This is a genomic window from Pseudoalteromonas sp. T1lg23B, assembly GCF_002964665.1.
In the GTDB taxonomy this organism is placed as follows: Bacteria; Pseudomonadota; Gammaproteobacteria; order Enterobacterales; family Alteromonadaceae; genus Pseudoalteromonas.
This window is the reverse complement of sequence record NZ_PQBZ01000013.1, coordinates 118,504-144,903: the sequence shown is the minus strand read 5'-3', so window position 1 is coordinate 144,903 and position 26,400 is coordinate 118,504. Positions and strand designations below refer to the sequence as shown.

Sequence of the window (26,400 nt, the reverse complement as noted above, 5' to 3'; positions counted from 1 at the left end):
GCACCTCAAAACATTTCGATAGGTGGTTCCGGTAACTTTGCGCACAAGTAATCGGGTGCGTACAGTCGACCATTAATGAGTTGAGCGCGGTAATAGCAACGCTGACGCACGTTGCACGCGTCAAAGTGACCACAGTCATAACAAGGCGTCCCCTGATACTCTTCTTGGGGAGGGTTGAGTAGGTAAGTCAGCGCGTCTCCATTCCAAATCTCTTTGATGGTGGATTCTTTAACGTTACCTATTCGGGCTTGCTCATACGGCATGGTGCGATCACATGTTGCGCACTCTCCATCAGACCCTATCACCAAGGCGGTCTTTCCTCCTGAACATGCGCCAAAACCTGGGATAGACAAAGAAATGTCACGCTCACTTTGCAATGGGATATTGCCAATTTCCACATCGGGGTATTGTGCTGCAATCTCATTGACGGCTTGCACTAGGTGCACTCGCTGTGAATGCGAGATCAGTAAACTATCATCATGTTTGTGTTCCGAACGTAGATAGCTAGACATGCCAATATCTTTAATGCCCTTATCTTCAATTAAATGAAGTAATAGATTGGTTATGCCATCGATGTTTTTTGCGGTAACTACAATATTAGCGCGTACCTTTAAATCGTATTTTTGGCATAATTCTATCGTTTGGTTAATTTTTGGCAGCCAGTTTTTCACTCTTACTATCGCATCTGCAAGATGAGGAATATGGCTATCAATACTGACCTGAAGCGTATCAAGCCCAGCTTTGGCAAGTCGTTCGATCAAGCTCTCGCGTAAAGGCATTTTGGTCGACACATCCACAAAAACATCATTGCTGAGTAAGTACTCAATAATGTCGATCATATCTTTGCGTAAAAACGGATCGCCGCCATGCAAGTTGATATACTTCACACCCAAAGACACACATTCTTTGAGAAACTTAAACGCTTGCTCTGTGGTCAGCTCATAGGGCGCGATTTCATTCGCTTTTAAAGTTGGGATCACACAGTAAACACAGTCCGCAGGACAGCGATTGGTCGTCATCCATACCACAGTGTTGGGCACTTCTAACTTGTTATCCCACGGTTTGTTATCAGGCTCATAGATAAACTCCGCCGGATCATAACGCTCGCTCGACTGCGCAAATGGCGTGCTTTGACACTCGATAAAATCCGCGACTTGAACAAGGAGCTCAGTAATGAGCTGCTGCGCCTTCTGTAATTCCATATCGTATATTTCAACCAGCGCTTCGCTGATCTCGGTGGTGCTGTTGCGCCCATTACACAGCGACAAAATCAGCCCATGAACCGGAAACATAGAAGCAAATTTTTCGCCCCTATCAACGATAAAGAGAATGACGCGATTAGACTCTTTGACTAGCCGCGATTTTTCTTTCAATCTTATATATTGATTAACAAACACTTTTCACCCCTACCATATACTTGCACGCCCCTTCTTGAGGACCATATAAGGTGCCCGTTGACATGTAGGCACCGTAATAACAACGACCGCGAATATTGCAGGTGTCAAAGCTATCGCACGTAAAACACGGCGTGCCTTTGTACTTTTCTCTTGGAGGGTCGAGTGATTCAACTAATGCTTTGCTGGTCCAAGCTTCATAGATACTTTGATTGAGTACACTGCCCACTATCATGTCGCCCCCAGGCAGCTTCTTATCACAGCGTGAAATATCACCATTTGGGTAAAAAAGTAGCTGTGTACGACCGTTGTGACAGACAAAACCATCTATGCTGTAGTCCATACTTTTGGCTTTCTGCTCGTTGCGAAAAACGACCTGTAACTTCGGCTTGGTTGATATGAATTCATCAACGGCTTGACGAACCTGATGCTGCTGCTCATCGGATGCATGCAGCGCATCATCATGCCTTTGTAAGTTGTCTGAATAGGTATCTATAACAATCGAATACGCACCTAATTGCTCCAGTTGCGCCAAGGTCTGACGGTAGGCATCTGCGTTCAGCGAGGTCAGGAGTGATTTGGCATGAACTCGAATTCCCGCTTGAACAAAATGTGCCACTGTTTGCGATATCTTTTTGGCAAAACCACCAATACCAGTTAATGCAGTGGCGGAGTCTTTTTCTAAGCTATCTATACTCAAATAAGCATCTTTGAGCCCAGCTTTGGCCAGCCTTTGTGCGTGCTCTGCACTGACAAATTGCTTAGAGATGAAATCTGGTGTTAAGCCATGCTCAAGCGCATAGATCATCACCTCATAGATGTCTTCTCTGAGCAGCGGCTCTCCGCCTGTGAGCATGATTTCTTTACCACCTAGCTGAGCCGTTTCACGGATCAGCCTTTTCAACACGTTAAGGTCAACGGTCGAATCTTCCGTTTTGCTGCTCAACGGCGCACCTTGATAACAATACACACACTTGCGATTACAATTACCTGTCACCAACCATTGTAAAGACAGTGGGAACGGCGAACGATTTCCTTTAAATACCGTGGAACGCGTGGTCATTTTTTCAGTGCGCGCAAGGATACAAAGCTGCGCCTGCAATTGTGCGATGTCTACCACAATCCCACTCGCATCTAAGTCATCACTAAAATGAGACTCAAATACTACGTCAACATCGTCGGTAATTTCCTGCGCATCTGCTGGAGCGATACCAAACTGAATTTGAATATCTGCCACTATGTCCGCTAAAGGCTGCTGTTTATCCAAACTATTAAGAATATAAGCAACCAATGGATGGAGCGTGATTGATGGCGCTTGTGACTGTCCTTCTAGTGGATGATAATCGAGGACATAATGCCCATTTTCAAAACATAACTGTGCCAGTTTGCCGAATCTTTTCATCATCTGCTCCTATGCCGTGACTATCTTGACATCGATATCGCGACTTGCGTGAAACTCACCAAGCGGACAATAAACATCAGGCGCATGAATGGTACCAAACTTACTTTTGGCTGAAATGGTGCATCGGCCCCTTACATAGTTACAGTCTCTAAATAAATCGCACTTGTAACATGATGTACCTTTAAAGAACTTGCGGCTAGGCACCACGATTTCTTTGGTTTTTTCACTGATCCAGATCTCTAATAATCCACTTTCATTGAGATCACCAAAGGTATTATGCGGACCGGCGGGAATATGTTCACACTTGACGCATATGCCATTGGGTTGCACCGTGATCCCTTTTAAGCCTTCCATACAACCTTTCACTTCTGTGGCATCACGCATATCAAAGTTGAAACTCATCTTTGCTTTTGGATAAGCTTGTTGAAGTGCTCTAACCTCTTCTTTTAGTTGTGCTTCTCGCTCATTCGATAACAAAAAGCGTGGCTCATGTCGGCCACATGTTTTGCCGTATACATCGATCACGAACTCCCTGACCCCCATGGCATAGGTATGTTCGATAAGCGCCCCGAGGTTATCAACATTAATAGCGGTCATCACAGGACGAAGTATGACCTTGATGCCTTTCTCACAGCACTCTTTGATGGTCACCAACATATCATCAAGCGCACCGTCTACGCCTACTAACTCAAGTACATCATTAGCGTCTATGGAATCAAGGCTAACGTGTAACTCCTCCAAACCCGCCTTGAGTAAACGCGCCATCAACTGTCCTTCCACGCGCATTTTGGTGATCACAATAGGCACAATATCTTGTTCAATCGTGTGACCTATGATCTCTGGCAAATCATGGCGCATGAGTGGTTCACCTCCGGTGAATATCAAGCGGTTGACCCCAATCAGCGCAGCTTCATCAATCGTTTTAATAACTCGCTCATAGGGAAAAGCGATATCTGTTGCATGTCCATCTGCAACATATCTGGCATCTTTGTAGCAGTATTTGCACTTTCGATTACAATCTTCAGTCACCACCCATATCATGGCGCTTGGTGCATCTTCGCGACCACTTAAAATTAGCGCTTCATCGCCTTCAAACAAGAGTGTTTCCAGCTCTATATCTAACAATGGTGTTTCTGATGGTGTGACTTTAGTGAAGAATAAGGAAAATCTATTGAGTAGCTTAGCGACCACTTCCTTGGCTGCTAACTTTTCAATATTCATGACCTCAGAAAGAATTTCAGCCACTTTAAGCTCATCATTTTGACCATTAAATAAAGCCATAATAAATGCTTGGATCGGATGAACTCGAAGTGCTGCACTTGACCCATCAGGTAATTGCCGCTGTAAAGAAACCACGCCCTCATCCTGATTAGGAATTAACTGAATATCCTGTTTTAGCAATGGAACCATTGCAGACCCCTTTTTATAGTTATGTAGTACACGCCGCAAATATGAATCCAATACTATTGAGTGACGGCTCAGTAGTATTAAGGTAAGACAACAGCACCGATACACTCTTCCTCCACAGTGCTGCTTAAGGCCTAGATGGTGCGGCTAAGCGCTTTCCCATCTTTGGAAAGTGATACTGAAATCAGTAAACACTCAGTGTAATCAGCCTAAAAAGTGATACTCACTCCAGGTAAGGGACGATTGCCTCCTACCTGGTTGGGTATTACTTAACTTGCTGTGAGTTGCCACCGCTGCTCATACTGCAACAGCTAGAACAACCTTCACTGCGCATGATGCTTAATGCATCAGTGCTGACACGAACTTGCTTAAGTTGAGACAACATTTTCAGTTTTTGCGTACTCATTGCTTATTCCTTCTATTACTTAATTTGCTGTGAGTTGCCACCGTCGCTGAAGCTACAGCAGCTTGAACAACCTTCTGAACGCATGATTTTTAAAGCTTGGTTTGATGCTTTAACGTTTTGCTTTTGTGCAATTTCTTTTAGTTTATTTACTGACATTGCTTTTATTCCTTTACTATCCACCCTTGATGTTTTTGATGCCGCGGGTGTCGGGTGGTTAAACACCATCAGCATTTAAAAGATGTCGCGTCGTTGTTAAGGTGACTTTACCTGCTGTGTGGGTTGCGATTTGGCCGTTGAACAGGTCTCAACAGCACAGTTGTCACATCCGTGACTAAAGAGTTTGACTGACACATCAACGTCCTTCAGTTGCGCTTTTATAGGCAAAGAAGCAATTTTCTTTAATGCCGCAAACTTCTCCATTGTCACCCCTTAACAAAAGTTAAAATTACGTGTTTTTTATGTTGCTCTTTGAAATCTAAATCCCTTAGAATCAAAAGCTGAATGAATATTTCCAAATTTTTCTCAAACTAAAGCGTACTTCTTTGATTTAAATGCTTTTATTTTCTAAACACTTACTAGAATAACAATGATGAAAAAAATAATAGTTTTAAGGGAAGAACATAAAATATGTATTGATGGACGATTCATTGATATCGAGCCCAAGGTGTTTGCGGTGCTCGAGTACCTATATGTGAATAGAGACAGGTTTGTGAGTATTAATGAGTTGCACGATCAGGTATGGGATGGCGTTATGGTCAGCGACGCGGCGGTCAGGCGGTGCATCAGTAAACTGCGTAGCGCATTTGATGACGATCCCAAGCAGCCAAAATATATACAACTCATCTCAAAAAGGGGCTACAAACTGATTTGCGACGTACATTTTTGCCAAGGTAAGCATTGCCCGAGCAAAGATCAGCTCCCCAATGATTGCCATCATTGGCGCGAGCCAAAACCACGCCACCACTGGCATAAAACTTTTCAAGCCTGCGCAATACTTACTCTCGTCATAATACTCATCGCTTTTATGCCAATTAGCAATCAACTAACGCTCGCTGAGCCACTACAAAATACCAATAGAATTGGTACGCAGCACATTGCGTTTGCTTATTCTTCTGACGCTCAATATGCCTATGCCACAAAACTGCCAGGAGAAACAACATTCTCCATTATGTTACGAGACCAACACAGAGGCACTGATGAAGCGGTGTTAAAGCAAGTAACTTGGCCAGATGCAATGGGGTTTTCTAATTCAGGAAGCACGCTGTATATTTCCAATGTCAAAAAAGGTAACTCTGAGATCATCGCAATAGATACCTCTACAGGCACAACAACCACAATAGTCGACAAATTTACCTTCATCGCTGATATCTTTTTGAGTAAAGATGATAATCAACTCTACTTTATTGCCAGTGATGACGAAGCACATTCGTTTAACTTGTATCATTATGATGTGAGCTCAGGCGTTCATCGACCAGTGATAAAAAACCCAGAGACTTTCATTCATTTTTTTGCCGGCTCAATGGCCCCAAGTGATGAGCATATTGCCTTGCTTAGCTACAATACCTTGCAAAAAACCACCGCCCTTGAGGTGTATAACACCAAGGAATTTAGTAAAGAGTCACACAAGCTGATAGACAGCACTGTGTTCGACTTAGATTGGCTAGATGATGGGCAGGTTATTGTTGCCACTGAAAATGGCTTGCAAAACTTTTCAATCAAGGATGGTTCTAACTCACTGATAGCGAAGCAGGTTGTTCACATGCTGAGTATTGATGAACGCAATCAACTTATTCATACCTCTAAAGCCGCGCAGAAGGCGTCGTTTTTCTATGAAATTCCGTTACCGTTAAATAGCGAAAACACTAAGAGCTACTATCACTTTTCAGAAGATATTAGTTTACTCATTAGCGAAATGGGCGATAACAAATTTATTGGTCTATCTAAACGCGATGGCAGTTCTCAAATTGTCTCATTTAGCAACACCCATCCCGAAGCAACTGAGATTATCTATGAATCAGCTCACCCTATTACACACATTAGCCATGCTGCCGATGCACAATCACTCGCGTTCATTGAGCAAGGTAAAGTAAAAATAGTCAGCTACGCGTCTAAGCTTGCTTTTCCAGTACCGCTTGGCAATGTACAACCACAGAGCATTGCACTGCTAGAAGACGGCCAATCCTTATATTTCACGGCTCGTTCTAACTCTTCATGGCATGTTTACTATTGGGATGGCAACAAGGTGCAACACCGACTCGACGGTTTTCGATATGTTTTCGAATCCAAGGGTAAGTTACTGCTTGTTACAGACGATGGCTCACTATATCTACAACCCGCTGAAGGAACACTTCATGCATTGAATCAACGAGCCCAACTAGAAGCTAATTCACAAATAGCGTTTACAGATAATATTGTGATGTGGACAGAACACGATTTGGCGTCAGTAACCTTTCACCAACTTGACTTAAGTGACGAGAATGTTTTTCACGCGTCACTTGCCATTCCATACAGCAAAAACGCCACTAAATTTTATATAAGCAGTAACAACAAAAGCTTAATAGTAAAAGGCGGTAGTGCAGTACAACATGAAGAATGGCAAAATCAGATAAAAATTACGAAAAAGTTTATGTTGAGTTATGTTGTTGAGGCACTCCTTTAAGTATTGATAGCGAAACAATGTTCAAAAAGGATATTACCATGGCTATCAAAACTATTTTGTTCTGTGTATTTGCGTACACCACTATGGCGTTTTCAGCGACGACTTCTCCCGAACCTTATACGGGCGACAATAGCACTTCAGGCTGGTGTTTAGTCAGTCCTCACTTGTGTGACAAAGAGTAAAGCTGTGTAATGTATTGGCCTCGATGCGTAGGCCAATACATTCGAAAGCCATCTAATTTGACTGCTGGATCCACGCTTTATATAGCGCGTTCTTTTTCAGTCCAAAATATTCGGCCACCACACCACAGGCTTTCTTTAAAGGCATTTCAGGCTCTAATAATGCCAGCATGCGCTGTGCATCTGCGGGGATTTCTTCTTGTTGCTTTGGCTTGCCTGGCAACATAAGTACCAGCTCGCCGCGCTGCTTTTCGGGTTCATCTGTTAAAAATGCGATAAGATCAGCAACACTACCACTGAAGAAAGTTTCGTAAGTTTTGGTCAACTCTTTGGCGAACACCACCTGTTGCTCGGCCCCTAAGGCGGTTTGTAAGTCATCTAAACTTGCCATGATGCGGTGCGTGCTTTCATACATAATACTGGTGATACCACTTTCATATGCGTCTAGAAAAAACTGTTGGCGCGCCTGACTTTTTGCTGGGGTAAAGCCTATAAACTGAAAGCGATCGGTTGGCAGACCTGAGCAGCTTAAAGCAGTAATAGCAGCACATGCTCCCGGAACGGGCGTCACATGAGCACCTTGCTCACGACATAAATTGACCACCGCATAACCGGGATCGCTGATCAAAGGGGTGCCCGCATCAGAAACGAGCGCAATATCGAGTCCTTCGTTGAGCCAATCAACAATCTGTTGGGCTTTTTGCTTTTCGTTGTGGTCATGCAAGGCAAACGTTTTTGCCTTGATATTAAAATGACTCAGTAATTTTCCAGTATGTCGAGTATCTTCAGCCGCGATTAAGTCCACGCTCGATAAAGTGGTGATTGCGCGTTCGCTAATATCGGCAAGGTTACCTATTGGCGTCGCTACTACGTAAAGGGTGCCTATTTTATCTGAGTTCGGTGCTTTAATCATTGAGCTCTCCAGGTTCAGTCAGTAAGATAGCCATCAGAGAATAAATCAATTAGGGCGTTGTTGTGCGACTGAAAATAATTAGTCTTGTAATCGCTATATTGTCGGGGTTATCCGCCTGTAGTACAACCGAAAAAATACCGAAAGCAGACGCAAAGCCAAAAAGTCAGCAAATAGAAGTCGTAGTCGATACGTCTGATGCGCATATGCTGTATCAAAAAGCCATGAATAAACAAGGTGCTGACAGAATTCAGTTGCTCTACCTAGCGCGTGATCTCGCCATTGATAACAAAAGCTGGCAAACCTTAGAAGAAATTTGTTTTGCGCTGGAAAGTAAAGCCAGTGTTGACCACGTACAAAACAAGCTGTACATCGCGCTAGCCCGCAAAGAAAGAGGCTTAGCCAGCGCCGCTTTAGCTATTTTAAATACCTTGGAGGAGCAACTCAGCTTGCCAGAGCACCAAGCGTGGCACCAATATCTAAAAGGAGACATTTACGCTTCGGAAGGGTTGCCCAATCAAGCGCTCACTTATTTCTTCAGTGCCGCAGATATTGCGGCTAAGCACGATTTAAAAGTCACCAACTTAAATAGCGCTATCTGGCAGGCTTTACAACAGCTGTCCTCTTACGCTTTAGAACGCATTGATACTGGCACGGCCTTGCAGCAAGGCTGGGTCAAACTGGCAAAATATCAACAAATATACCTTGGTTCTGGTGTACAACTACATCAAGCACTTAACAATTGGCAGCGCAGATTTAATAATCATCCTGCAAGTTACCTATTGCCAGAAGAAGTGGCTAACTCCGTCAGTCTAGTTCCCTACCGTGCACAGAAATTAGCGATACTGTTACCACAATCTGGTAGTAGTGAACGTTTTGGCAGCGCATTAAAAAATGGCTTTTTAGCCGCACTTGATAGCTTTGATGTGGAAGAAGTGTTTTTTATTGACGAAATGCAAAGCAATGAAGCGATTGAACAAACGTTAATGTTAAATCAGGCTGACTTTGTCATTGGACCACTGCTAAAAAACAATATCGATAGGCTAGCAAGTTCTCAGGTATTGGCCAACCTGCCAACCATTTTTCTCAATACGCCTAGCCAGCCAAATATGCATCCAGAACACTATTTCTTTGCATTAAACCCAGAGCATGAAGTAGAACAAGCCTTGGTCCATTTTTTAGCTAAAGAGTATCAAAAGCCTATGCTACTGGCACCAGACAACAATTCTGGTCACAGACTGATCAGTCACTTTGAACAGCAGTGGCAGAAATATAGTGAGGCAGAACCGGAAGTTGGTTTTTATACCGATAGTAAAAATATGGCTAATGTGGTGGCTGATCTACTCGAAGTCGATAAATCAAAGCAAAGAATAAAAACCATCAAATCCCTTTTCAGGCAAGATGTTGAAAGCGAAACTCGCTCACGTGGTGATATTGATGTGGTCTATATTCTGGGTGATGCGATAGAAACTCGTTTATTGAAACCTTATCTGGACGTTAATGTCAGTACCTTTGCGCAGCGAATTCCACTGTATGCCACTTCTCGCAGTTACAGTCGTCGTATAGACAGTACGGATAAAGGCGACTTGGAAGGGCTATATTTTACCGAGCAGCCTTGGATGTTACCCGAAGTGGTTCAGCCAAAGAATTTGCGAGATCAATATGTCGCCTTGTGGCCGGAGCAAGCAGACATAGAGCAACGCCTCTTCGCAATGGCCTATGATGCATTAAGGTTGATACCTGAGATCAAGCAATTAGCTCGTATTCCAGGTAAAGAGTTTAAAGGTCTAACTGGCCAACTAAGTATCAAAAGAGGCAATACGTTGCACAGAAAGTTACGCTGGGCACAGTACAAGAAGAACCAGATCCGCGTGGTGAACTTAAATGAAACACCACCGACTCCGCTGTTTATGAAACAAACCTCAACAACAAGGGAGCCGGTTCTCAACTAAGGCAGGAGGCCTTATGTTTAAAGGACTATTTAAAAATACACGTGACAAGGGTAATCATTACGAACACTTAGCAGAAAGTTTCCTCAAGAAACAAGGGCTTTGTTATGTTACTCGCAATTATTATTGCCCTTTTGGCGAAATAGATCTCGTGATGAAAGAAGCGGATTGCTGGGTATTTATCGAAGTTAAGTATCGGCAATCCAAGCAGTTTGGCGGAGTGTTGGCCGCTTTGAGTTACACCAAACAACAAAGATTAAAGCGTAGTATTTATCACTATCTAACTGAACAAAAGTTGCATAATGTACCATTACGCGTAGACTTTATCGCAATTGAGGGCAAAGATCCTCCTAATATACAATGGATTAAGAGCGTTTTTTAATATGCAAGAATCTATCAAGAGTATTTTTACAGAAAGTATTCAAGCACAAATTGCAGCAGGCGAAGTACTGCCCGATGCACTTGAGTCGGCCGCTCTGACCATAGTACAAGGCTTAATCAACGGTAATAAGTTACTGTGCTGTGGCGTTGATAGCTGTCATATGCTTGCGGAGCATTTGGCTGGCTTACTGGTGAACTTCTATGAAACGGAGCGCCCCTGCTTACCTGCTGTTGCCTTAACACAATCCAGCGTGCAACTTGGCGCACAGAACAATGCCGATGATAACGATCGTTTTGCTCGTCAGGTCAGAGCATTTGCACAGCAAGGTGACTTGCTGCTTGTTATCGCTGTTAACGGTAATGAAAAAGACGTTGTCAGTGCGACCGAAGCAGCGCTAACAAAAGACATGAAGGTCATCGCATTGGTTGGTGATGATGGCGGTGAATTAACAGGCCTACTAGGCCCCAGTGATGTAGAGATCCGTGTACCGAGCAAACGCCCAAGTCGTATTGTTGAATCTCATCTATTTATTACTCACTGCCTCAGCCAGTTAATTGATAACACCTTATTTCCCCAAGGAGAGCAATAATGCAGCTTAAGCCCATTGCCTTACTGTTAGTTGTTTCATTGTTACAGGGTTGTGCTGCCGCCGTTGTAGCTGGAACTGCTGGAGCAATATCAGCGGCTAACGACAGACGTACAATTGGCTCACAAATCGATGACAATAACATCGAGATAAAAGGCATGTTAGCCATTCGCAATATAGAGCGCTTGAAAGAACACGCCAATATTAGCTTGATTAGTGTTAATGGTGTCGTCCTGATGGTTGGCCAAGTTGCCAATGCAGAAATGAAGCAACAAGCACACAATGCGCTTAAAGACATACCTGCGATACGTCAAATACACAACCAATTGCGTATCAGTAGCAATATCGGAGTGACGACCCAAACTCATGATGTCTGGCTAACGTCAAAAGTTAAAACCAAGCTGTTGGCTGCCGAAGACGTTAGTGGTAACAATATTAAAGTTGTTACTGAGAATAGCGAGGTGTTTCTAATGGGCTTAGTTAAACAAGAAGAAGCTGACCGCGCGGTAGAAATCGCTCGACATATTAACGGTGTCACAAGAGTTGTCAAAGCGTTTGAATATTTATAATGAACGAATTTTTCAATAAAAAAACCTGCGCTAGCGCAGGTTTTTTTGTGACTGTTCTCAGAATTATTTAATAACTCTTAAGTGTGATCCTTTCTTTTTAGAAGTATCACTTTTAACACTCTCGGTCTCGCTTTCAACCGGTTCAGGTGCTTGTACTTCTTCCTCAGGAAAATCTTCCTGCGTAAAAACAGTACCTTCGCCATTTTCACGTGCATAAATCGCTAATACCGCAGCGATTGGAACATAAACTTGCATAGGTTGACCGCCAAAGCGCGCATTAAAGCTCAATTGATGGTTGTCCATGGCAAACTGCGTTACCGCCGTAGGGCTGATATTCAAGACAATCTGCCCATCTTGTACAAACTGTGTAGGCACTTGAACAGCTGGATACTCAGCGTTAACAACTAAGTGAGGTGTACACTCGTTATCAACGATCCAATCAAAAAAGGCTCTCAGTAAATATGGGCGATTTGGTGTCATTATGCTCGTATCTCACGTTCTGCTTCAGTTAAAGAAGCTTGGAATGAATCACGCTCAAATAAACGTAACATGTAGTCTTTAAGCTCTTTTGCACCTGCGCCTGAAAGCTCAATGCCTAGTTGAGGCAAACGCCACAGTAACGGGGCCAAATAACAGTCTACTAAACTAAATTCTTCACTCATGAAGTAAGGCGCTTCATTGAAAATAGGCGCTACCGCTAGTAATGCTTCGGTTAGTTCTTTACGTGCTTGTGCTTCTTCTGCTCCACCGGCCATGATTTTAGCGGCAAGGCTATACCAATCGGTATCAATGCGATGCATCATCAAACGACTGCGACCACGCATAACTGGGTAGACAGGCATTAAAGGTGGATGTGGGAAGCGCTCATCAAGATACTCCATGATGATATCCGCTTGGTACAAACCTAATTCACGGTCAATTAAAGTTGGCACCGTACCATAGGGGTTAATCTCATGAAGAGCCTCTGGCAGGTTATCCTTTTCTGCTAGGTGAATATCAACACTTACTCCTTTCTCAGCCAGTACAATGCGTACTTGATGGCTATACATGCAATTTGCACCAGAGAAAAGAGTCATTACAGGGCGCTTATTGGCAGCAACGGCCATGCCTACCTCCATTAATAATTACAAAAAGTAATAAGTCACTTTAAACAGCAATAGGGGCTAAAGCCCCTATCACAAAATTACCTTAGATTTGTTCTACTTAGTGAACATCTCTCCAGTATTCTTTCTTCAGGAAGAATGCAAGGATAAACAGAATAACTAAGAATCCTAACACCTTTATACCAAGTGATTCTGATTCAAGACGTGAAGGTTCACCTACATACGCCAAGAAGTTTGTTAAATCACGTGCTGCCTGATCATACTCATCAGTACTTAGCTCACCAGAACCATCTGTTTGTACACCCACAACTTTTGTTACAGTGTGACCATGCTCTTCCACCTCTTCGGTGATAGGCGTAGGTAAACCTTGTAACTCTTGTAGTACGTGTGGCATACCAACCGATGGGAAAATGATGTTGTTCACACCAAACGGACGAGAGTCATCTTTATAGAAAGACTTCAAGTAGGTGTAGATCCAATCCGCGCCGCGTACACGAGCAACCAACGTTAGATCCGGTGGCGCAGCACCAAACCATTTTGCAGCGTCATCTTTTTCAATTGCGTTCAAAATGTGGCTACCCACTTTTGAACCATCAAAAATCAACTGCTCTTGGCCGATCTCGGTCGGGATACCAATGTCTCTAAAAGTACGTTCATAACGTTGATACTGCATCTGGTGACAACCAAGGCAGTAGTTCATGAACAACTTAGCACCACGTTGCAAAGACGCTTTGTCTGTTAAATCATTACCTGCTTCCATCAGAGGAACTGATGGCCCCGCTGCCATCGCAAAAGTTGGCAACAATGCGAATAAACCGATAACTAGCTTTTTCATCATTTCGTCAACCTCGTTGGCAATGGTTTAGTTTTTTCATTCTTTGAGTATACGAATAGTAACACGAAGAACATGAAGTAAGTCACGTCGTAATTTGCGATAGCAACGTTTTAAAGTCTGTCTGTGGTGTCGCACCGATCCAACCAAGGATAACAAAGGTAACCACGAACTGAGCAATGTTTAGCTTGTGTAAACCGCAACGGTAGCGAATCGACTTCACTTTACCGCGGTCAATCCAAGGTAGTAACGCAAGTACTACGATTGAAGCACCCATTGCGACAACACCTAATAACTTGTTAGGAATAGCACGCAAGATTGCATAGAAAGGCGTGAAGTACCAAACAGGGAAAATATGCTCAGGTGTTTTCAGAGGGTTTGCCGCTTCGAAGTTAGGCGCTTCTAGGAAGAAACCACCCATCTCTGGTGCAAAAAATACAACCCAACAGAATAAAATTAAGAAACCAGCCACACCTAAAATATCTTTTACTGTGTAATAAGGGTGGAATGGAATTGCGTCCACGATGTCTTTCTTACTTGTGTAATATTCATGGAACTTAAATTTAGGCTTATCTTCTTCTGCTACTGTGCCTTTTTTACGTTTGATCTCAACACCATCAGGGTTGTTTGAGCCAACTTCGTGCAATGCAACGATATGAAGGAACACAAGGATAACTAGAACAAGTGGCAGTGCGATTACGTGCAGTGCAAAGAAGCGGTTAAGCGTTGCACCAGAGATTACGTAGTCACCACGGATCCAAAGCGTTAAATCATCGCCAATCACCGGAATCGCACCGAATAGCGAGATGATTACCTGTGCACCCCAGAATGACATTTGGCCCCAAGGAAGTAAGTATCCCATGAAAGCTTCAGCCATCAGCGCTAAGAAAATGAACATACCAAACAGCCACAATAATTCACGTGGTTTTTGGTAAGAGCCATAAATCATACCGCGGAACATATGCAGATACACAACGATAAAGAACGCTGATGCACCTGTTGAGTGCAGATAACGCAGTAACCAACCATATTCAACATCACGCATGATGTATTCTACTGATGCAAATGCACCTTCAGCTGAAGGTACGAAGTTCATGGTTAGCCAAATACCGGTTAAAATTTGGTTGACTAAAACCAGAATGGCTAGTGAGCCGAATAGATACCAAAAGTTAAAGTTTTTTGGCGCAGGATATTGAGCAATGTGCATATTCCAAACACGAGTCATTGGAATACGTTCATCGATCCAGTTGATAAGATTACCAAACATTACGCAACCCCTTCTTCTTCACCGACTAGAATAGTGGTGTCATCAATAAAGGTATACGGTGGAACTTCAAGGTTTAATGGTGCAGGAACCGATTGAAATACACGGCCAGCCATATCAAACTTAGAACCATGACATGGGCAGAAGAAACCATCTTCTGTACCTTCAACCTTTTCACCAAATCCACCTTGTAAGAAGCTAGGTGAACAGCCAAGGTGAGTACAGATACCAACCGCCACGAATATTTCTGGACGCTTAGAACGATATGGGTTTTTCGCTGAATCCAGCTGTTGAGGCTCTTCAGATGCTGGATCACGAAGCTTATCTTCATGAGCTTTCATTTGCTCTAGCATCTTCGGTGTACGAGAAATAACCCAAACAGGTTTGCCTCGCCACTCAACACGAATTAATTGTCCAGGCTCAAGCTTGCTGATATCTACTTCTACAGGCGCACCCGCAGATTTAGCTCGCTCACTTGGATTCCAAGACGCAATAAAAGGAACAGCAGCCCCAGCCGCACCAACACCACCAACAACAGAGGTAGCTATGGTTAAAAAGCGACGTCGGCCATTGTCTACAGGCGCATTGCTCATCCACTTATCTCCACTATGATTCTCAACACTTGCTATATTGAGAACATCAGTTACAGCAGGTTAATTTTAAGAAACTACAAAATAGAAGCGATCATAAATAAATCCCTTGATTAAAACAAGGTTATTACAGTCCCATGCCCCAATAAACCTGAACAAGTGTTAACAAGGTTACTTCGAGCATGAAGCCGATGGTATATGATAACGCTAATCTAAAAACAATATACTGACCAAGATCAACCTCATTCGAGGCTTGAGAACCACTTTATGTGGGGTTGAAACTCGCTCACTTTACTTGCACAGCAATTGTAGCAAAAAAATACGCTGAGTTATCGACGATTTACTACTAATTCTTCTAAATATTGCAGTTTTTTTATTTTTAAAACCGCTGACTAGGAAAAAAGGTGATTAATTGAGCAGTTCATATGAATAATACGAAGCGACAACACAATGTAAGATATGCTTGGCTGAAAATGAAATCTCTAAAAACAAAAAACCCAGCATAATGCTGGGTTTTTGAATTCTTGAAACGTAAAAAATTAACGTTTTGAGAACTGTGTCTTCTTACGTGCTTTCTTAAGACCAACTTTCTTACGCTCAACTTTACGAGCGTCACGAGTAACAAAGCCAGCTTTACGAAGAGTAGGACGAAGTGACTCGTCAAATTCCATTAGTGCACGCGTGATACCGTGGCGGATTGCGCCAGCTTGACCAGTCATACCACCACCTTCAACAGTGATGTAAAGGTCAAACTTCTCTGTCATTTCAACTAGCTCTAGAGGCTGACGAACAACCATGCGAGAAGTTTCACGACCGAAGTATTCTTCGATAGAACGCTGATTAATTACGATGCTGCCAGTGCCTGGGCGTAAGAATACGCGAGCACTTGAACTTTTACGACGACCTGTACCGTAGTATTGATTTGCCATGAGTGTGCTCCTTAAATGTCTAGAACCTGCGGCTGTTGTGCCGCGTGGTTGTGCTCGCTACCTGCGTAAACTTTAAGTTTACGGTACATTTCGCGACCTAGAGGGCCACGAGGTAACATGCCTTTAACCGCTTTTTCGATGATCATTTCAGGCTTTTTAGCTTGAAGTTTCTCGAAGTTCACAGACTTAAGACCGCCCGGGAAGCCAGTGTGAGCGTGGTACATTTTGTCCTTCGCTTTGTTACCTGTAACAGTAACTTTTTCAGCATTGATAACGATGATGTAATCACCAGTATCAACATGAGGAGTGTACTCAGCTTTATGCTTACCGCGAAGGCGACGAGCGATTTCAGTAGCGATGCGACCTAAAGTTTTACCTTCAGCGTCAACTACGTACCAGTCACGTTTTACAGTTTCTGGTTTAGCAACAAACGTTTTCATTTAAAAATCCAATGTTTTTCTATTTAAAACCACAGGTAACCAAATTTGATTACCGCTTACTATATGAGTGCTTTAACCCCTTCGAGTTTAAGACTTTTTTGCCGCTCAAGTCAGTGGCTAAGCCGACGAGGGCAATAGAACGCAACGTGGCAGGCCGCGGATTATAGCAACTCTATTAAGGCTTGACTAGCGTGAGATTGTTTTTTCTACAAAAAACTTTCTCACCCTAATTTATCTTCAAATACGCGCGCTCACTGCGTTAGGCTAAGTGCTCACGAGCTAGATACTCAAGAGATTGCATTTCCTGCAAACGGCTAATACAACGCTTAAACTCGAAGTTTAATGTGCCTTGTGTGTACAGCTCGGTGATGGGCGCTTGGGCTGAAATAATCAAAGTAACGTTACGCTCATAAAACTCATCCACCAATGCAAGAAAACGCCTTGCAGCATCATCGTTGTGTTGCCCTAATTGTTTGACATTTGACAGAATCACTGTGTTATATAAGCGACTGATTTCCATATAATCTACTTGTGAACGTGCCGTTTCACATAACTGACTAAAATCGAACATAACGATACAATCAGACACCTTGCGGGTAGCAATCAAACGTCCTTCAATTTCTATTTTCTCGTCAAGTTTACCCGGCTCTGGAGATAATTTATCAAAATACTCAAACAGATTTTTGTCCGCTTGTTCATCAAGCGGACTATGGTATATCTCCGCCTGTTCAAGCGTACGCAAGCGATAATCAATGCCTGAGTCTACATTCACCACCTCAGTATTTGCTTTAACCAGCTCTATCGCCGGCAAAAAACGTGCTCGCTGCAATCCATTGCGGTACAGCTCATCAGGCACGATATTAGACGTTGCCACGAGCACAATGCCTCGGGCAAAAAGCGCCTGCATTAAGCCACCGAGTAACATGGCATCGGTAATGTCCTGCACAAAGAATTCATCAAAACAAATGATATCTGTTTCTTGTTTGAACTTATCAGCCACAGTTTCTAGCGGGTTTTTGACGTCTTTGAGCAGCTTTAATTCATCGTGTACACGGTGCATGAAGCGGTGAAAATGTACGCGCATTTTTCTTTGCGTAGGTAATGCTTCGTAGAATGTATCAACCAGATACGTTTTACCGCGTCCAACACCGCCCCAGAAATAAAGCCCTTGTACACTGTGTTGTTTTGGTTTAGCAAACAGCTTCGAAAAAAAGCCCGTCGGCTTCTCTGGCACGGCTGTGAGGTCATCATACAAACGTTGTAAATGCTTAACGGCATTTTCTTGTGCACTATCATATTGAAAGTCGTCACGTTGTAAATCTTGCTGATATTTTTCCCAAGGTGTCATAGTTGTTTACATAGTTCTGCGTTTTTATTTGCGTATTATATTAACACGCATCGATTCTAGGCGTATATTTAGCTTATCATTAGATTTTATCATTAGTCGCAAACTCGCCTTGCTGTACAAAGCTCACGCGCCTCGCGATTTTTTTAGGAGAGATATATGACCTCATTTGCTTGGATGGGACTGATAGTAGTCGTAGCCATCGCCGCCTTTTTCATAGGTTCAGTGTGGACTAAAAAACAATTTAAACATGGTGAACTTGAACAACAAGCTCAGCGAGCCAAACATGAATTAGAGCAATATCGTCAAGAAGTTGCTGATCACTTAGCCAGTACTAAGAAGCTGATGACTAAAATGCAAGATAGTTACAGTCAGTTGCTTAACCATGTTGAAGAAACCAATCAAGTGTTATTGACCGAAAAACCTACACATCCAAGTGAGCCGTTTTTCTCTAAAGAAACCACTGAGCAATTACATGCTTCGTTGAAAAGCCGTCCCGAACGTAGACGCAAAGAAACAACCAATGAAGGCGCGGCTCAACCAACGGACTATGTCGATGGGGAGAGTGGCCTGTTTTCAGGGGAGCGTTCAGAAATTAAGCAATCAAAAGTCTCTTGATGAACTTTTTTTTGACCCCATAGTCAGTAAATATAGTTTTTTACAATAGCGAAATGGCAACGGGTGCTTGCCTTAAAGCATCTGCCTTTTCAATGCATTAACGCTTTTTGCGGAGTATTTACTGACTATGAAATTGAAACACTCGTTATTAACAGCAGCAATTTTATCTACCTCATTACTTCTCAGCCCACACGCTGCACTAGCCAAATTACCTATGGCGGTTGAGGGACAAACCATGCCAACACTTGCTCCAATGCTGGAGCGTGTAACCCCAGGAGTTGTCAGCATTCAGGTTTCTGGTGCTAAAGAGGTGCGCCGTCGTGTTGACCCATTTGATTACTTTTTTGGAAACCCACAGCCTCGCAGTCAAAAGCGTCCTTTCAGTGGTTTAGGCTCAGGCGTGATCATCAATGCCGATGAAGGGTATGTGGTCACCAATAACCATGTTATCGCTGATGCAGAAAAGATCATTGTCACGCTTGAAGATGGCCGAGAGTTTGAAGCCAAGTTGGTCGGCACAGATAAAGAGTCCGACATTGCGCTATTAGAAATTGATGGCGAAAACCTCACCGAAATAAAGCTAGCGGATTCAGACAAACTACGTGTCGGTGACTTTTCAGTTGCAATAGGTAACCCTTTTGGTCTAAGCCACACCGTTACTTCAGGCATCATAAGTGCACTGGGGCGCAGTGGTTTGAATATTGAAGGTTATGAAGACTTTATTCAAACTGACGCTGCAATCAACCAAGGTAACTCGGGGGGCGCATTGGTCAATCTCAGAGGAGAGCTGATAGGTATCAACACCGCAATTTTAGGCGCATCAGGAGGGAATGTCGGCATCGGTTTCGCGATTCCATCCAATATGATGAAAAACTTGGTTGATCAAATCGTAGAATTTGGTCAGGTTCGCCGTGGTTCATTGGGTATTGAGGGTCGCACACTCGATGCTGGTATCGCGAAAGCACAAGGCTTTGACGTCAAACAAGGTGCCTATGTTGCGCGAGTTATTAAAGACTCAGCCGCCGCTGAAGCTGGCATATTAGCAAACGATGTGATCATCAGCGTAAATGGCGACAGCATCAACAGCTTTGCTGAATTGGCCAGTAAAATAGCCACCATAGGTGAAGGCCGAACAGTCGAGTTAGGCGTCTACCGTGACGGTAAGAAACGCACCATTGAAGTCACTTTAAAAGGCCAAGGTGAAGCACAGGCTCCTGCTGATAGAGTCCATCCAATGCTGCGTGGTGCGGTATTAGAAAGTGGCGAACGAAACGGTAATAAAGGCGTTGTTGTTACGTCTGTAGAGCCACGTTCACCGGCAGCCAGAGTAGGTTTAGAAGAAGGTGACGTGATCATGCAAGTAAACCGCAAGCGCGTCGATAGTATCCGAGATATGAGTAATCTTATCGAGGATATTCAAGGCAACATTGTACTAGGCATCAAACGCGGCCGAGATTCGGTGTTCTTACTCATTCAGTAATGAATAAATCACAGGAAAAACACAGTGGCACTTGCCGCTGTGTTTTTCTTTGTGCATCATAAAACGATTAAAAATCATAAAGACTGCGCTTGTGTTAAAATTTATCCGTTTTTTTCTGCCTCCTATATTGATAGGACTTTGCATTGCATTCGTCATTATTTGGTTTTCTCCTAACCTAAAAAATGCGCTCCTTCCCAAATTAAACGTTACTGGCCACTACTCCAGCAGCCATATGAGCTTTGCTGATGCTGTTGCTAAAGCTTCGCCTGCTGTGGTCACTATCTTTTCAGAAAGTATTTCTTCTGTACCTCGTTATATGAGAGCCAATACCACTCAAGAGCTAGGCTCTGGTGTACTGATGTCTCATGACGGCTACATATTGACCAACTATCACGTGGTGAACGACGCTGATCAAATCATGGTGATTCTAACCGATGGACGTCGCTTCGATGATGTACAGGTCATTGGCTTTGATACCATCACTGACTTAGCCTTACTGAAAATAGATGCACAACATCTTCCAGTCATCCCCATTGATGATAACTTTGTCCCCCGTGTCGGTGATGTGGTGCTGGCAATTGGCAACCCACTCAACTTAGGACAGACTATTACGCAAGGGGTGATCAGTGCCACTGGTAAGCAAACACTTACTGACAGTCCCTATAATAATTTATTGCAAATGGACGCAGCGGTGAACGTAGGTAATTCTGGTGGTGCTTTAGTGAATTCTAACGGCGTACTCGTCGGGATCACCTCGGCACAATTTCGCACACGCTACAACATAGATATTCAAGGTATTTCGTTCGCCGTTCCTTATAAGCTCGCAAAAGAAGTGATGCAGAAGCTAATTCTTGACGGCCGTGTAGTCAGAGGATATCTAGGTTTCAGAGGCGCTGCTGTGGACAGTACAGGTAAAGAAGTCACCGACCTCTACACACGCATTGTAGGCCTCAGAGTAAGTGATTTAGACCCTCTTGGCCCTGCATGGCAAGCAGGGATGCAAGAAAATGATATTATTGTCAAAGTTGCGGGGGAGCCTGTTACTAATCCTCAAAAAACACTTAAATTTATCGGCAATACTCGCCCAGGCACACGCCTTGAATTTCAAGTTTATCGCGGCGATGAATTGCGCACCTTCACCCTCGTTGTTGCAGAGCTCGAGACTCGAGCAAATTAAACATGACTTATAGCAGCAAAAAAGCGAGCCTTTGCTCGCTTTTTTTGTTTTTAAGCCTTACGTAAGCAACTAATTATGTCTACGCTTGATTTTCGCACCTAGTTTGCTGAGCTTATTTTCAATACGCTGATAACCTCTATCAACGTGATAGATACGATCAACAATGGTTTCACCGCTGGCAACGATGCCCGTTAATATCAAGCTGGCAGAGGCTCTTAAATCAGTCGCCATCACCTGTGCGCCACTGAGCTTATCTGTTTCTGCACATATCGCAGTATTACCTTCAAGACGAATGTTTGCACCCATACGTTGTAATTCAGGCACATGCATAAAGCGGTTCTCAAAGATAGTTTCCGTGATGGTTGCACTGCCCTCAGCGACCACATTCAAAGCGGTAAACTGTGCCTGCATATCAGTTGGAAAACCAGGGTGTGGCATCGTTTTAATGTTCACCGCTTTGAGTGTTCTCCCTCGCATATCCAGATAGATACTGTTATCCGTCACTTCTAAAAGTGCATTGGCTGCGCGCAGTTTATCCAATACGGGTTCTAGGCTGGTATGATCGGTATTGGTACACAGCACCTCACCTTGCGCCATCGCAGCGGCAACCAAAAAGGTTCCCGTTTCAATTCGATCCGGTAAAATTCGATGCTCGCAACCATTGAGCTTATCGACGCCTTGTATCTCTATTCGGCTAGTGCCCGCACCACTTATCTTAGCTCCCATCGCCTTTAAGCAATCGGCAAGATTAGTGATTTCAGGTTCACGTGCCGCATTTTCCAATACTGTTGTACCATCAGCCAACGTTGCAGCCATCAACAGGTTTTCAGTTGCGCCTACGCTGACCGTTTCCATGTATATTTCTGCGCCTTTCAAGCGTCCATCAACCTTAGCGTTGATATAGCCATTGTCTACGCTAATTTGCGCCCCCATGCGCTCTAAACCGCTAATATGAATATCAACAGGACGCGCACCGATAGCACAACCGCCAGGCAAAGAAACTTGAGCCTCGCCAAAACGAGCAAGCAAAGGACCAAGTGCCAATACCGAAGCACGCATTTGCTTTACCAGTTCATACGGCGCCAGTACTTTATCAACGGTGCGACCATCCACAAATAGAGTGTCACCTTGCCATTTGATCCCTGCTCCGAGGGTTTTCAATAGTGCTTCTGTTGTACCAATATCTCTTAGTTGCGGAACATTTGAAAAACGGCTCTCGCCATCGGCAAGTAATGCAGCGAAAAGAATAGGAAGCGCCGCATTTTTGGCGCCTGATATAGTGACCTCACCCGCTAAAGTGGTGCCCCCTTGGATAACAAACTGATCCATAGTGACTCCGTTATTGCGGTAGAATAAATTTGCGTTCTCTTTGCCACTCCGTTGGCGTAAATGCTTTGATGCTTACGGCATGAATAGTGCCGTCAGAGATAGTTCCCATCAGTGGGCCGTATACTAGCTGTTGCTTTTTAACCCGACTTAAACCGTCAAAACACTCTCCAACTGCTATCACTTCATAGTGATTACCATTGGCTTTAACGATCACTTCTTGTAGTGACAATGCGTCTTTTAATAAAGTTTCGACTTGGTTTGTTTCCATTAGACTCACTCAAATAAGTTTGATACCTGACCTAACGCCATTAAATTATGGAGCTGCTCGGGCACATTTTTAAGCTCAAGGCGTTTACCTTGACTCTGTAATTTACCTAGGGAGTGAATTAACCAAGCTAAACCCGCCGTGTCAACCCTAGAGACCTCAGAAAGGTCAAAATAACGTACTGACTGAACATTTTCTACCTGCTGGTTAAGAAGGCGTTCATTCACTAGGCTATTTCTAGTTAATTCACCACAAATACGGACAAGTTCATCATCAAGCTTCACAAACTCTACTTTATTTGCTGCCATCATCCCCCCTGAACTGAACAGGTAAACGGCTTTTCTTGTCGAGGAGGTCAATCACATGTTCGATGCCTTGTTGGCGTAAAATACCATGTAGCTCGGTCTGTTTGGCATCCAATAAACTAATACCTTCTGCCATCATATCATATGCGCGCCACTCATTATTTGAGCCCCTACGCACTTTAAAATCGATTTTAATATCGGGTTTACCCGCTTCAACAATTTTGGTTTTCACAATGGCTACTTGCTCGTCTTCGAACTCTCTCGAGGTGCCAAACTCAACCTGTTGATTTGTGTACTGAGTGAATACTCCAGCATAGGTCGCCACTAGGTAGTTTTTGAATACTTCAATAAACTGCTTAATATGCTGAACTGCTTGAGCTTTCTCTTCTTTATCTTGGATATTTCTCACCTTTTGGATATAGCTACCCAGTACTCTGTACGCAGCATACTTGTAGTCGATATAAGGCAGCAGCTCTTGTTCGACAATCAAGCGCAGGTGTTCTTTATCTTGCAGTATAATCGCTTGGTCTTTTGTAATACGCTTAAATGTATTGTCCGCAACTTGTTGAACCATTTCGTACGGATCCTGTAAGTTCACCGCATCATTTGCATAAGTCGTACTGCTGCAAATCATTAATGCAGCAACGAAAAAGACTCTTACCATCGCACCCATTATTCGCTACCTTGATTAAATAAAAACTGTCCGATTAACTCTTCTAATACTAATGCTGACTTGGTATCCGTGATCAAATCACCATCTTTAAGCGCCTTACTCTCAACACCAAAGAGATCATCCAGTTCTGAGTCGCTATTTGAAGTTACTTCATTACCCAAGCAAGTTTGTTTTGCAGAGTCAGAAGCAATAACTGGAGAGATACCAAGGTATTGTTCACCTAAAATCCCAGAAGTAAGAATAGACACGGAAGAGGTATCTGAGAACTGACATTCGTAGTTCGCATCTATGCTCATTGCGACCACAGGCACAAACTCGCGAGGATGGATACTTATCCCTTCCACACGACCAATTACAACTCCACCGACTTTGATTGGCGCTCGAGTTTTCAATGATCCTATATTTTCAAACTTAGCGTTTAAGGTGTAAGTTTCGCCATTGCCGCTAATACCTGAGTTCGCAACTTTTAATGCCAGTACCGCAAAAGCTGCAACGCCCAAAGCGACAAATAAGCCAACTAATATTTCTATTTTCCGTGTATTCATTTGTTTTTAAAACCTTTTAACCTGTAAACATCACAGCAGTTAGTAAGAAGTCAAACCCTAATACTGCCAATGAAGAATGGACCACTGTCTCGGTTGTAGCCTTGCTTATCCCCTCAGAGGTAGGGATACAATCGTAGCCTTTATACAACGCTATCCATGTCACGATCAGTGCAAATACAAAGCTTTTGATCATGCCATTTAATATATCTTTTTCGAAAGAAACTTGAGACTGCATAATTGACCAAAAACTGCCTGAATCAACACCCAGCCAATCAACGCCCACCAAATGCGCGCCAAGAATGGCTACCGCAGAAAAAATCAATGCCAGTAACGGCATACTGATGAAACCAGCCCAAAATCGAGGTGAGATCACACGACGCAGTGGATCAATGGCCATCATTTCTAAACTGGATAGCTGCTCGGTTGCTTTCATCAAGCCAATTTCAGCGGTTAACGCACTACCTGCACGCCCTGCAAACAACAATGCCGTAACAACAGGCCCTAACTCACGTAACAAACTCAGTGCTACTAATGGCCCTAAACTGTCCTCTGCACCATAACCAACCAATACGGTATAGCCTTGTAACGCTAAAACCATACCAATAAACAGACCGGAGACCATGATAATCAATAGCGACTGGTGTCCGACCATATACAGTTGACGCACCAGTAAAGCTGGTCCCTTGCGCAGATTTGGGACTCTGACTAAAGCCCCGATCAACATCTGTGTTGCTCGTCCCAACGAAGCAAATCGACTAAGTGTTTTATGGCCAATCGCTTGAAAAAAATCTATCACTGCTTACTCCCCGATAATAGCTCTTCTTCATAGCCTTGTGCCTTATAGTGGAAAGGCACAGGACCATCTGAAAGACCTTGCAAAAACTGCTGCACTAATGGAGATTCGTGTTCCTGCATTTGCTCAGGTGTGCCACTGCCTATGACTCCTTGCTCTGCGATAATCACCACATGATCGGCAATGCTCAATACCTCATTAACATCATGCGTTACAATAAGAGATGAAAGCCCCAAGACTTCATTAAGTGACTTGATCAGTTTCACTAACACGCCCATCGAAATTGGGTCCTGTCCAGCGAAAGGCTCATCATACATGATAAGTTCTGGGTCCAGTGCGATTGCACGAGCCAAAGCAGCACGCCTTGCCATTCCGCCAGACAATTCTGAAGGCATTAAGTCTTTCGCTCCACGTAAGCCAACAGCCTGTAGCTTCATAAGTACCACAAGACGAATGAGATCCTCACTTAACTGAGTATGCTCACGTAACGGAAAAGCAATGTTATCAAACACCGACATGTCGGTAAAAAGTGCGCCACTTTGAAATAGCATGCTCATTTTCGTTCTTGTGTCGTACAAGGTTTTGCGTGACATGCTGGGAATACTTTTGCCTTCGAATAAAATATCCCCTTGATCTGGCTTTAATTGTCCACCAATCAGACGTAACATCGTTGTTTTTCCGATACCACTTGGGCCCATTATGGCGGTTATCTTTCCTTTGGGTACGGAGAAACTCATGTTTTTATAGATGGTCCTATCACCTCGCGTGAACGTCACATCCTTGATTTCTACAATTGCTTGCGACAAGCCGCTCTCCACATCTACTTTTACTAATGGCGCCATGATACGATTTTTTGCTCTGTGAAGGAA

30 protein-coding genes and 1 pseudogene are annotated in these 26,400 nt (G+C 43.5%); 9 read left to right on the top strand and 22 right to left on the bottom strand.

Going from position 1 to position 26,400, the window contains the following annotated elements; translation table 11 throughout:
• Positions 1-5: 5 nt before the first annotated feature.
• The 6 genes from C2M32_RS04285 to C2M32_RS20430 form a co-directional block, all read right to left on the bottom strand.
• On the bottom strand, positions 6-1,397 hold the full coding sequence (locus tag C2M32_RS04285; protein WP_105167271.1) for a radical SAM/SPASM domain-containing protein: 1,392 nt from the start codon (positions 1,395-1,397) through the stop codon (positions 6-8).
• Positions 1,387-2,799, bottom strand: a complete 1,413-nt coding sequence (locus tag C2M32_RS04280) for a radical SAM/SPASM domain-containing protein (RefSeq protein ID WP_105167270.1) — start codon at positions 2,797-2,799, stop codon at positions 1,387-1,389. Before C2M32_RS04280 ends, C2M32_RS04285 begins: the two co-directional genes overlap by 11 nt.
• 6 nt (positions 2,800-2,805) lie before the next feature.
• Positions 2,806-4,206 (bottom strand): radical SAM/SPASM domain-containing protein, encoded by a 1,401-nt coding sequence (locus C2M32_RS04275; protein WP_105167269.1) that lies wholly within the window; start codon positions 4,204-4,206, stop codon positions 2,806-2,808.
• A gap of 262 nt (positions 4,207-4,468) precedes the next feature.
• On the bottom strand, positions 4,469-4,609 hold the full coding sequence (locus C2M32_RS20440) for a hypothetical protein (RefSeq protein WP_158678119.1): 141 nt from the start codon (positions 4,607-4,609) through the stop codon (positions 4,469-4,471).
• Positions 4,610-4,624: 15 nt separating this feature from the next.
• Positions 4,625-4,765, bottom strand: coding sequence for a hypothetical protein (locus tag C2M32_RS20435; RefSeq protein WP_158678117.1), 141 nt, complete (start codon positions 4,763-4,765; stop codon positions 4,625-4,627).
• 96 nt (positions 4,766-4,861) lie between these two features.
• Positions 4,862-5,029, bottom strand: coding sequence for a hypothetical protein (locus C2M32_RS20430; RefSeq protein WP_158678115.1), 168 nt, complete (start codon positions 5,027-5,029; stop codon positions 4,862-4,864).
• A 166-nt stretch (positions 5,030-5,195) separates the two neighbouring features.
• Between C2M32_RS20430 and C2M32_RS04270 the strand changes: the two genes are divergently transcribed.
• Together C2M32_RS04270 and C2M32_RS20425 are read left to right on the top strand one after the other, a co-directional pair.
• On the top strand, positions 5,196-7,268 hold the full coding sequence (locus C2M32_RS04270; RefSeq protein ID WP_105167268.1) for a winged helix-turn-helix domain-containing protein: 2,073 nt from the start codon (positions 5,196-5,198) through the stop codon (positions 7,266-7,268).
• A gap of 38 nt (positions 7,269-7,306) precedes the next feature.
• Positions 7,307-7,450, top strand: coding sequence for a hypothetical protein (locus C2M32_RS20425; RefSeq protein WP_158678113.1), 144 nt, complete (start codon positions 7,307-7,309; stop codon positions 7,448-7,450).
• A 52-nt stretch (positions 7,451-7,502) separates the two neighbouring features.
• On the opposite strand, the gene rsmI is transcribed toward C2M32_RS20425, so the two are convergent.
• Positions 7,503-8,360 (bottom strand): 16S rRNA (cytidine(1402)-2'-O)-methyltransferase, encoded by an 858-nt coding sequence (gene rsmI, locus C2M32_RS04265; protein WP_105167267.1) that lies wholly within the window; start codon positions 8,358-8,360, stop codon positions 7,503-7,505.
• Positions 8,361-8,422: 62 nt separating this feature from the next.
• Here rsmI and C2M32_RS04260 point away from each other — a divergent pair, with 62 nt between their 5' ends.
• The 4 genes from C2M32_RS04260 to dolP are packed head-to-tail and all read left to right on the top strand — an operon-like array spanning position 8,423 to position 11,843.
• The gene (locus C2M32_RS04260; protein WP_105167266.1) at positions 8,423-10,309 is read left to right on the top strand and encodes a penicillin-binding protein activator; all 1,887 of its coding nucleotides are present in this window, start codon (positions 8,423-8,425) and stop codon (positions 10,307-10,309) included.
• A 13-nt stretch (positions 10,310-10,322) separates the two neighbouring features.
• Positions 10,323-10,688 (top strand): YraN family protein, encoded by a 366-nt coding sequence (locus C2M32_RS04255; RefSeq protein ID WP_105167265.1) that lies wholly within the window; start codon positions 10,323-10,325, stop codon positions 10,686-10,688.
• 1 nt (position 10,689) lies between these two features.
• Complete coding sequence (locus C2M32_RS04250; RefSeq protein ID WP_105167264.1) at positions 10,690-11,277, top strand: SIS domain-containing protein; 588 nt, start codon at positions 10,690-10,692, stop codon at positions 11,275-11,277.
• A complete protein-coding gene (gene dolP / locus C2M32_RS04245) occupies positions 11,277-11,843 on the top strand; it encodes a division/outer membrane stress-associated lipid-binding lipoprotein (protein WP_105167263.1) in 567 nt (188 codons plus the stop codon). Before C2M32_RS04250 ends, dolP begins: the two co-directional genes overlap by 1 nt.
• A gap of 63 nt (positions 11,844-11,906) precedes the next feature.
• Here the strand turns inward: dolP and C2M32_RS04240 are convergent, their stop codons facing one another.
• From C2M32_RS04240 to zapE, 8 genes and pseudogenes are all read right to left on the bottom strand, one after another.
• On the bottom strand, positions 11,907-12,323 hold the full coding sequence (locus C2M32_RS04240) for a ClpXP protease specificity-enhancing factor (protein ID WP_070992088.1): 417 nt from the start codon (positions 12,321-12,323) through the stop codon (positions 11,907-11,909).
• Positions 12,323-12,949, bottom strand: a complete 627-nt coding sequence (sspA, locus tag C2M32_RS04235) for a stringent starvation protein SspA (protein WP_105167262.1) — start codon at positions 12,947-12,949, stop codon at positions 12,323-12,325. Before sspA ends, C2M32_RS04240 begins: the two co-directional genes overlap by 1 nt.
• A gap of 97 nt (positions 12,950-13,046) precedes the next feature.
• Positions 13,047-13,784: a cytochrome c1 gene (locus tag C2M32_RS04230; protein WP_105167261.1), complete on the bottom strand. Its 738-nt coding sequence runs from the start codon at positions 13,782-13,784 to the stop codon at positions 13,047-13,049.
• A pseudogene (locus C2M32_RS04225) lies at positions 13,781-15,045 on the bottom strand (cytochrome b). The gene C2M32_RS04230 and the pseudogene C2M32_RS04225 overlap by 4 nt, the downstream one beginning before the upstream one ends.
• Positions 15,045-15,635 (bottom strand): ubiquinol-cytochrome c reductase iron-sulfur subunit, encoded by a 591-nt coding sequence (petA, locus tag C2M32_RS04220; protein WP_105167260.1) that lies wholly within the window; start codon positions 15,633-15,635, stop codon positions 15,045-15,047. The pseudogene C2M32_RS04225 and the gene petA overlap by 1 nt, the downstream one beginning before the upstream one ends.
• Positions 15,636-16,171: 536 nt before the next feature.
• Complete coding sequence (gene rpsI, locus C2M32_RS04215) at positions 16,172-16,561, bottom strand: 30S ribosomal protein S9 (protein ID WP_070983178.1); 390 nt, start codon at positions 16,559-16,561, stop codon at positions 16,172-16,174.
• 11 nt (positions 16,562-16,572) lie between these two features.
• Complete coding sequence (rplM, locus tag C2M32_RS04210) at positions 16,573-17,001, bottom strand: 50S ribosomal protein L13 (protein WP_105167259.1); 429 nt, start codon at positions 16,999-17,001, stop codon at positions 16,573-16,575.
• A gap of 259 nt (positions 17,002-17,260) precedes the next feature.
• Positions 17,261-18,349 carry a cell division protein ZapE gene (gene zapE / locus C2M32_RS04205; RefSeq protein ID WP_105167258.1) on the bottom strand — a complete coding sequence of 363 codons (1,089 nt, stop codon included), beginning with the start codon at positions 18,347-18,349 and terminating at the stop codon, positions 17,261-17,263.
• A gap of 156 nt (positions 18,350-18,505) precedes the next feature.
• Between zapE and C2M32_RS04200 the strand changes: the two genes are divergently transcribed.
• The 3 genes from C2M32_RS04200 to C2M32_RS04190 all read left to right on the top strand — a co-directional run bounded on the left by C2M32_RS04200 (position 18,506) and on the right by C2M32_RS04190 (position 21,621).
• Positions 18,506-18,964: a YhcB family protein gene (locus C2M32_RS04200; RefSeq protein ID WP_105167257.1), complete on the top strand. Its 459-nt coding sequence runs from the start codon at positions 18,506-18,508 to the stop codon at positions 18,962-18,964.
• 127 nt (positions 18,965-19,091) lie between these two features.
• Positions 19,092-20,444 carry a DegQ family serine endoprotease gene (locus C2M32_RS04195; RefSeq protein ID WP_105167256.1) on the top strand — a complete coding sequence of 451 codons (1,353 nt, stop codon included), beginning with the start codon at positions 19,092-19,094 and terminating at the stop codon, positions 20,442-20,444.
• 91 nt (positions 20,445-20,535) lie between these two features.
• Entirely contained in the window at positions 20,536-21,621 is a 1,086-nt protein-coding gene (locus tag C2M32_RS04190; RefSeq protein ID WP_105167255.1) for a trypsin-like peptidase domain-containing protein, read from the top strand.
• Between the two features lie 69 nt (positions 21,622-21,690).
• Here the strand turns inward: C2M32_RS04190 and murA are convergent, their stop codons facing one another.
• From murA to C2M32_RS04155, 7 genes are read right to left on the bottom strand one after another with little or no spacing between them, the layout of a single operon-like run.
• Entirely contained in the window at positions 21,691-22,950 is a 1,260-nt protein-coding gene (gene murA, locus C2M32_RS04185) for a UDP-N-acetylglucosamine 1-carboxyvinyltransferase (RefSeq protein WP_105167254.1), read from the bottom strand.
• A gap of 10 nt (positions 22,951-22,960) precedes the next feature.
• Positions 22,961-23,218 carry a BolA family iron metabolism protein IbaG gene (gene ibaG / locus C2M32_RS04180; RefSeq protein ID WP_105167253.1) on the bottom strand — a complete coding sequence of 86 codons (258 nt, stop codon included), beginning with the start codon at positions 23,216-23,218 and terminating at the stop codon, positions 22,961-22,963.
• 5 nt (positions 23,219-23,223) lie between these two features.
• A complete protein-coding gene (locus tag C2M32_RS04175; protein ID WP_105167252.1) occupies positions 23,224-23,523 on the bottom strand; it encodes an STAS domain-containing protein in 300 nt (99 codons plus the stop codon).
• Entirely contained in the window at positions 23,510-24,154 is a 645-nt protein-coding gene (locus tag C2M32_RS04170) for an MlaC/ttg2D family ABC transporter substrate-binding protein (protein WP_234401241.1), read from the bottom strand. The genes C2M32_RS04175 and C2M32_RS04170 overlap by 14 nt, the downstream gene beginning before the upstream one ends.
• 38 nt (positions 24,155-24,192) lie before the next feature.
• Complete coding sequence (gene mlaD, locus C2M32_RS04165) at positions 24,193-24,738, bottom strand: outer membrane lipid asymmetry maintenance protein MlaD (RefSeq protein WP_105167251.1); 546 nt, start codon at positions 24,736-24,738, stop codon at positions 24,193-24,195.
• A gap of 16 nt (positions 24,739-24,754) precedes the next feature.
• On the bottom strand, positions 24,755-25,531 hold the full coding sequence (gene mlaE, locus C2M32_RS04160) for a lipid asymmetry maintenance ABC transporter permease subunit MlaE (protein WP_442792694.1): 777 nt from the start codon (positions 25,529-25,531) through the stop codon (positions 24,755-24,757).
• Complete coding sequence (locus C2M32_RS04155) at positions 25,531-26,373, bottom strand: ATP-binding cassette domain-containing protein (protein ID WP_105167249.1); 843 nt, start codon at positions 26,371-26,373, stop codon at positions 25,531-25,533. The genes mlaE and C2M32_RS04155 overlap by 1 nt, the downstream gene beginning before the upstream one ends.
• Positions 26,374-26,400: the final 27 nt, after the last annotated feature.

What these genes read in the sequence shown, in the direction of transcription:
- C2M32_RS04280 (WP_105167270.1), bottom strand. Translation starts at nt 2,799, where the DNA reads ATGATGAAAAGATTCGGCAAACTGGCACAGTTATGTTTTGAAAATGGG.
- C2M32_RS04275 (WP_105167269.1), bottom strand. Translation starts at nt 4,206, where the DNA reads ATGGTTCCATTGCTAAAACAGGATATTCAGTTAATTCCTAATCAGGAT.
- C2M32_RS20440 (WP_158678119.1), bottom strand. Translation starts at nt 4,609, where the DNA reads ATGAGTACGCAAAAACTGAAAATGTTGTCTCAACTTAAGCAAGTTCGT.
- C2M32_RS20435 (WP_158678117.1), bottom strand. Translation starts at nt 4,765, where the DNA reads ATGTCAGTAAATAAACTAAAAGAAATTGCACAAAAGCAAAACGTTAAA.
- C2M32_RS20430 (WP_158678115.1), bottom strand. Translation starts at nt 5,029, where the DNA reads ATGGAGAAGTTTGCGGCATTAAAGAAAATTGCTTCTTTGCCTATAAAA.
- C2M32_RS04270 (WP_105167268.1), top strand. Translation starts at nt 5,196, where the DNA reads ATGATGAAAAAAATAATAGTTTTAAGGGAAGAACATAAAATATGTATT.
- C2M32_RS20425 (WP_158678113.1), top strand. Translation starts at nt 7,307, where the DNA reads ATGGCTATCAAAACTATTTTGTTCTGTGTATTTGCGTACACCACTATG.
- rsmI (WP_105167267.1), bottom strand. Translation starts at nt 8,360, where the DNA reads ATGATTAAAGCACCGAACTCAGATAAAATAGGCACCCTTTACGTAGTA.
- C2M32_RS04255 (WP_105167265.1), top strand. Translation starts at nt 10,323, where the DNA reads ATGTTTAAAGGACTATTTAAAAATACACGTGACAAGGGTAATCATTAC.
- C2M32_RS04250 (WP_105167264.1), top strand. Translation starts at nt 10,690, where the DNA reads ATGCAAGAATCTATCAAGAGTATTTTTACAGAAAGTATTCAAGCACAA.
- dolP (WP_105167263.1), top strand. Translation starts at nt 11,277, where the DNA reads ATGCAGCTTAAGCCCATTGCCTTACTGTTAGTTGTTTCATTGTTACAG.
- C2M32_RS04240 (WP_070992088.1), bottom strand. Translation starts at nt 12,323, where the DNA reads ATGACACCAAATCGCCCATATTTACTGAGAGCCTTTTTTGATTGGATC.
- sspA (WP_105167262.1), bottom strand. Translation starts at nt 12,949, where the DNA reads ATGGCCGTTGCTGCCAATAAGCGCCCTGTAATGACTCTTTTCTCTGGT.
- C2M32_RS04230 (WP_105167261.1), bottom strand. Translation starts at nt 13,784, where the DNA reads ATGATGAAAAAGCTAGTTATCGGTTTATTCGCATTGTTGCCAACTTTT.
- petA (WP_105167260.1), bottom strand. Translation starts at nt 15,635, where the DNA reads ATGAGCAATGCGCCTGTAGACAATGGCCGACGTCGCTTTTTAACCATA.
- rpsI (WP_070983178.1), bottom strand. Translation starts at nt 16,561, where the DNA reads ATGGCAAATCAATACTACGGTACAGGTCGTCGTAAAAGTTCAAGTGCT.
- rplM (WP_105167259.1), bottom strand. Translation starts at nt 17,001, where the DNA reads ATGAAAACGTTTGTTGCTAAACCAGAAACTGTAAAACGTGACTGGTAC.
- zapE (WP_105167258.1), bottom strand. Translation starts at nt 18,349, where the DNA reads ATGACACCTTGGGAAAAATATCAGCAAGATTTACAACGTGACGACTTT.
- C2M32_RS04200 (WP_105167257.1), top strand. Translation starts at nt 18,506, where the DNA reads ATGACCTCATTTGCTTGGATGGGACTGATAGTAGTCGTAGCCATCGCC.
- C2M32_RS04195 (WP_105167256.1), top strand. Translation starts at nt 19,092, where the DNA reads ATGAAATTGAAACACTCGTTATTAACAGCAGCAATTTTATCTACCTCA.
- murA (WP_105167254.1), bottom strand. Translation starts at nt 22,950, where the DNA reads ATGGATCAGTTTGTTATCCAAGGGGGCACCACTTTAGCGGGTGAGGTC.
- ibaG (WP_105167253.1), bottom strand. Translation starts at nt 23,218, where the DNA reads ATGGAAACAAACCAAGTCGAAACTTTATTAAAAGACGCATTGTCACTA.
- C2M32_RS04175 (WP_105167252.1), bottom strand. Translation starts at nt 23,523, where the DNA reads ATGGCAGCAAATAAAGTAGAGTTTGTGAAGCTTGATGATGAACTTGTC.
- C2M32_RS04170 (WP_234401241.1), bottom strand. Translation starts at nt 24,154, where the DNA reads ATGATTTGCAGCAGTACGACTTATGCAAATGATGCGGTGAACTTACAG.
- mlaD (WP_105167251.1), bottom strand. Translation starts at nt 24,738, where the DNA reads ATGAATACACGGAAAATAGAAATATTAGTTGGCTTATTTGTCGCTTTG.
- C2M32_RS04155 (WP_105167249.1), bottom strand. Translation starts at nt 26,373, where the DNA reads ATGGCGCCATTAGTAAAAGTAGATGTGGAGAGCGGCTTGTCGCAAGCA.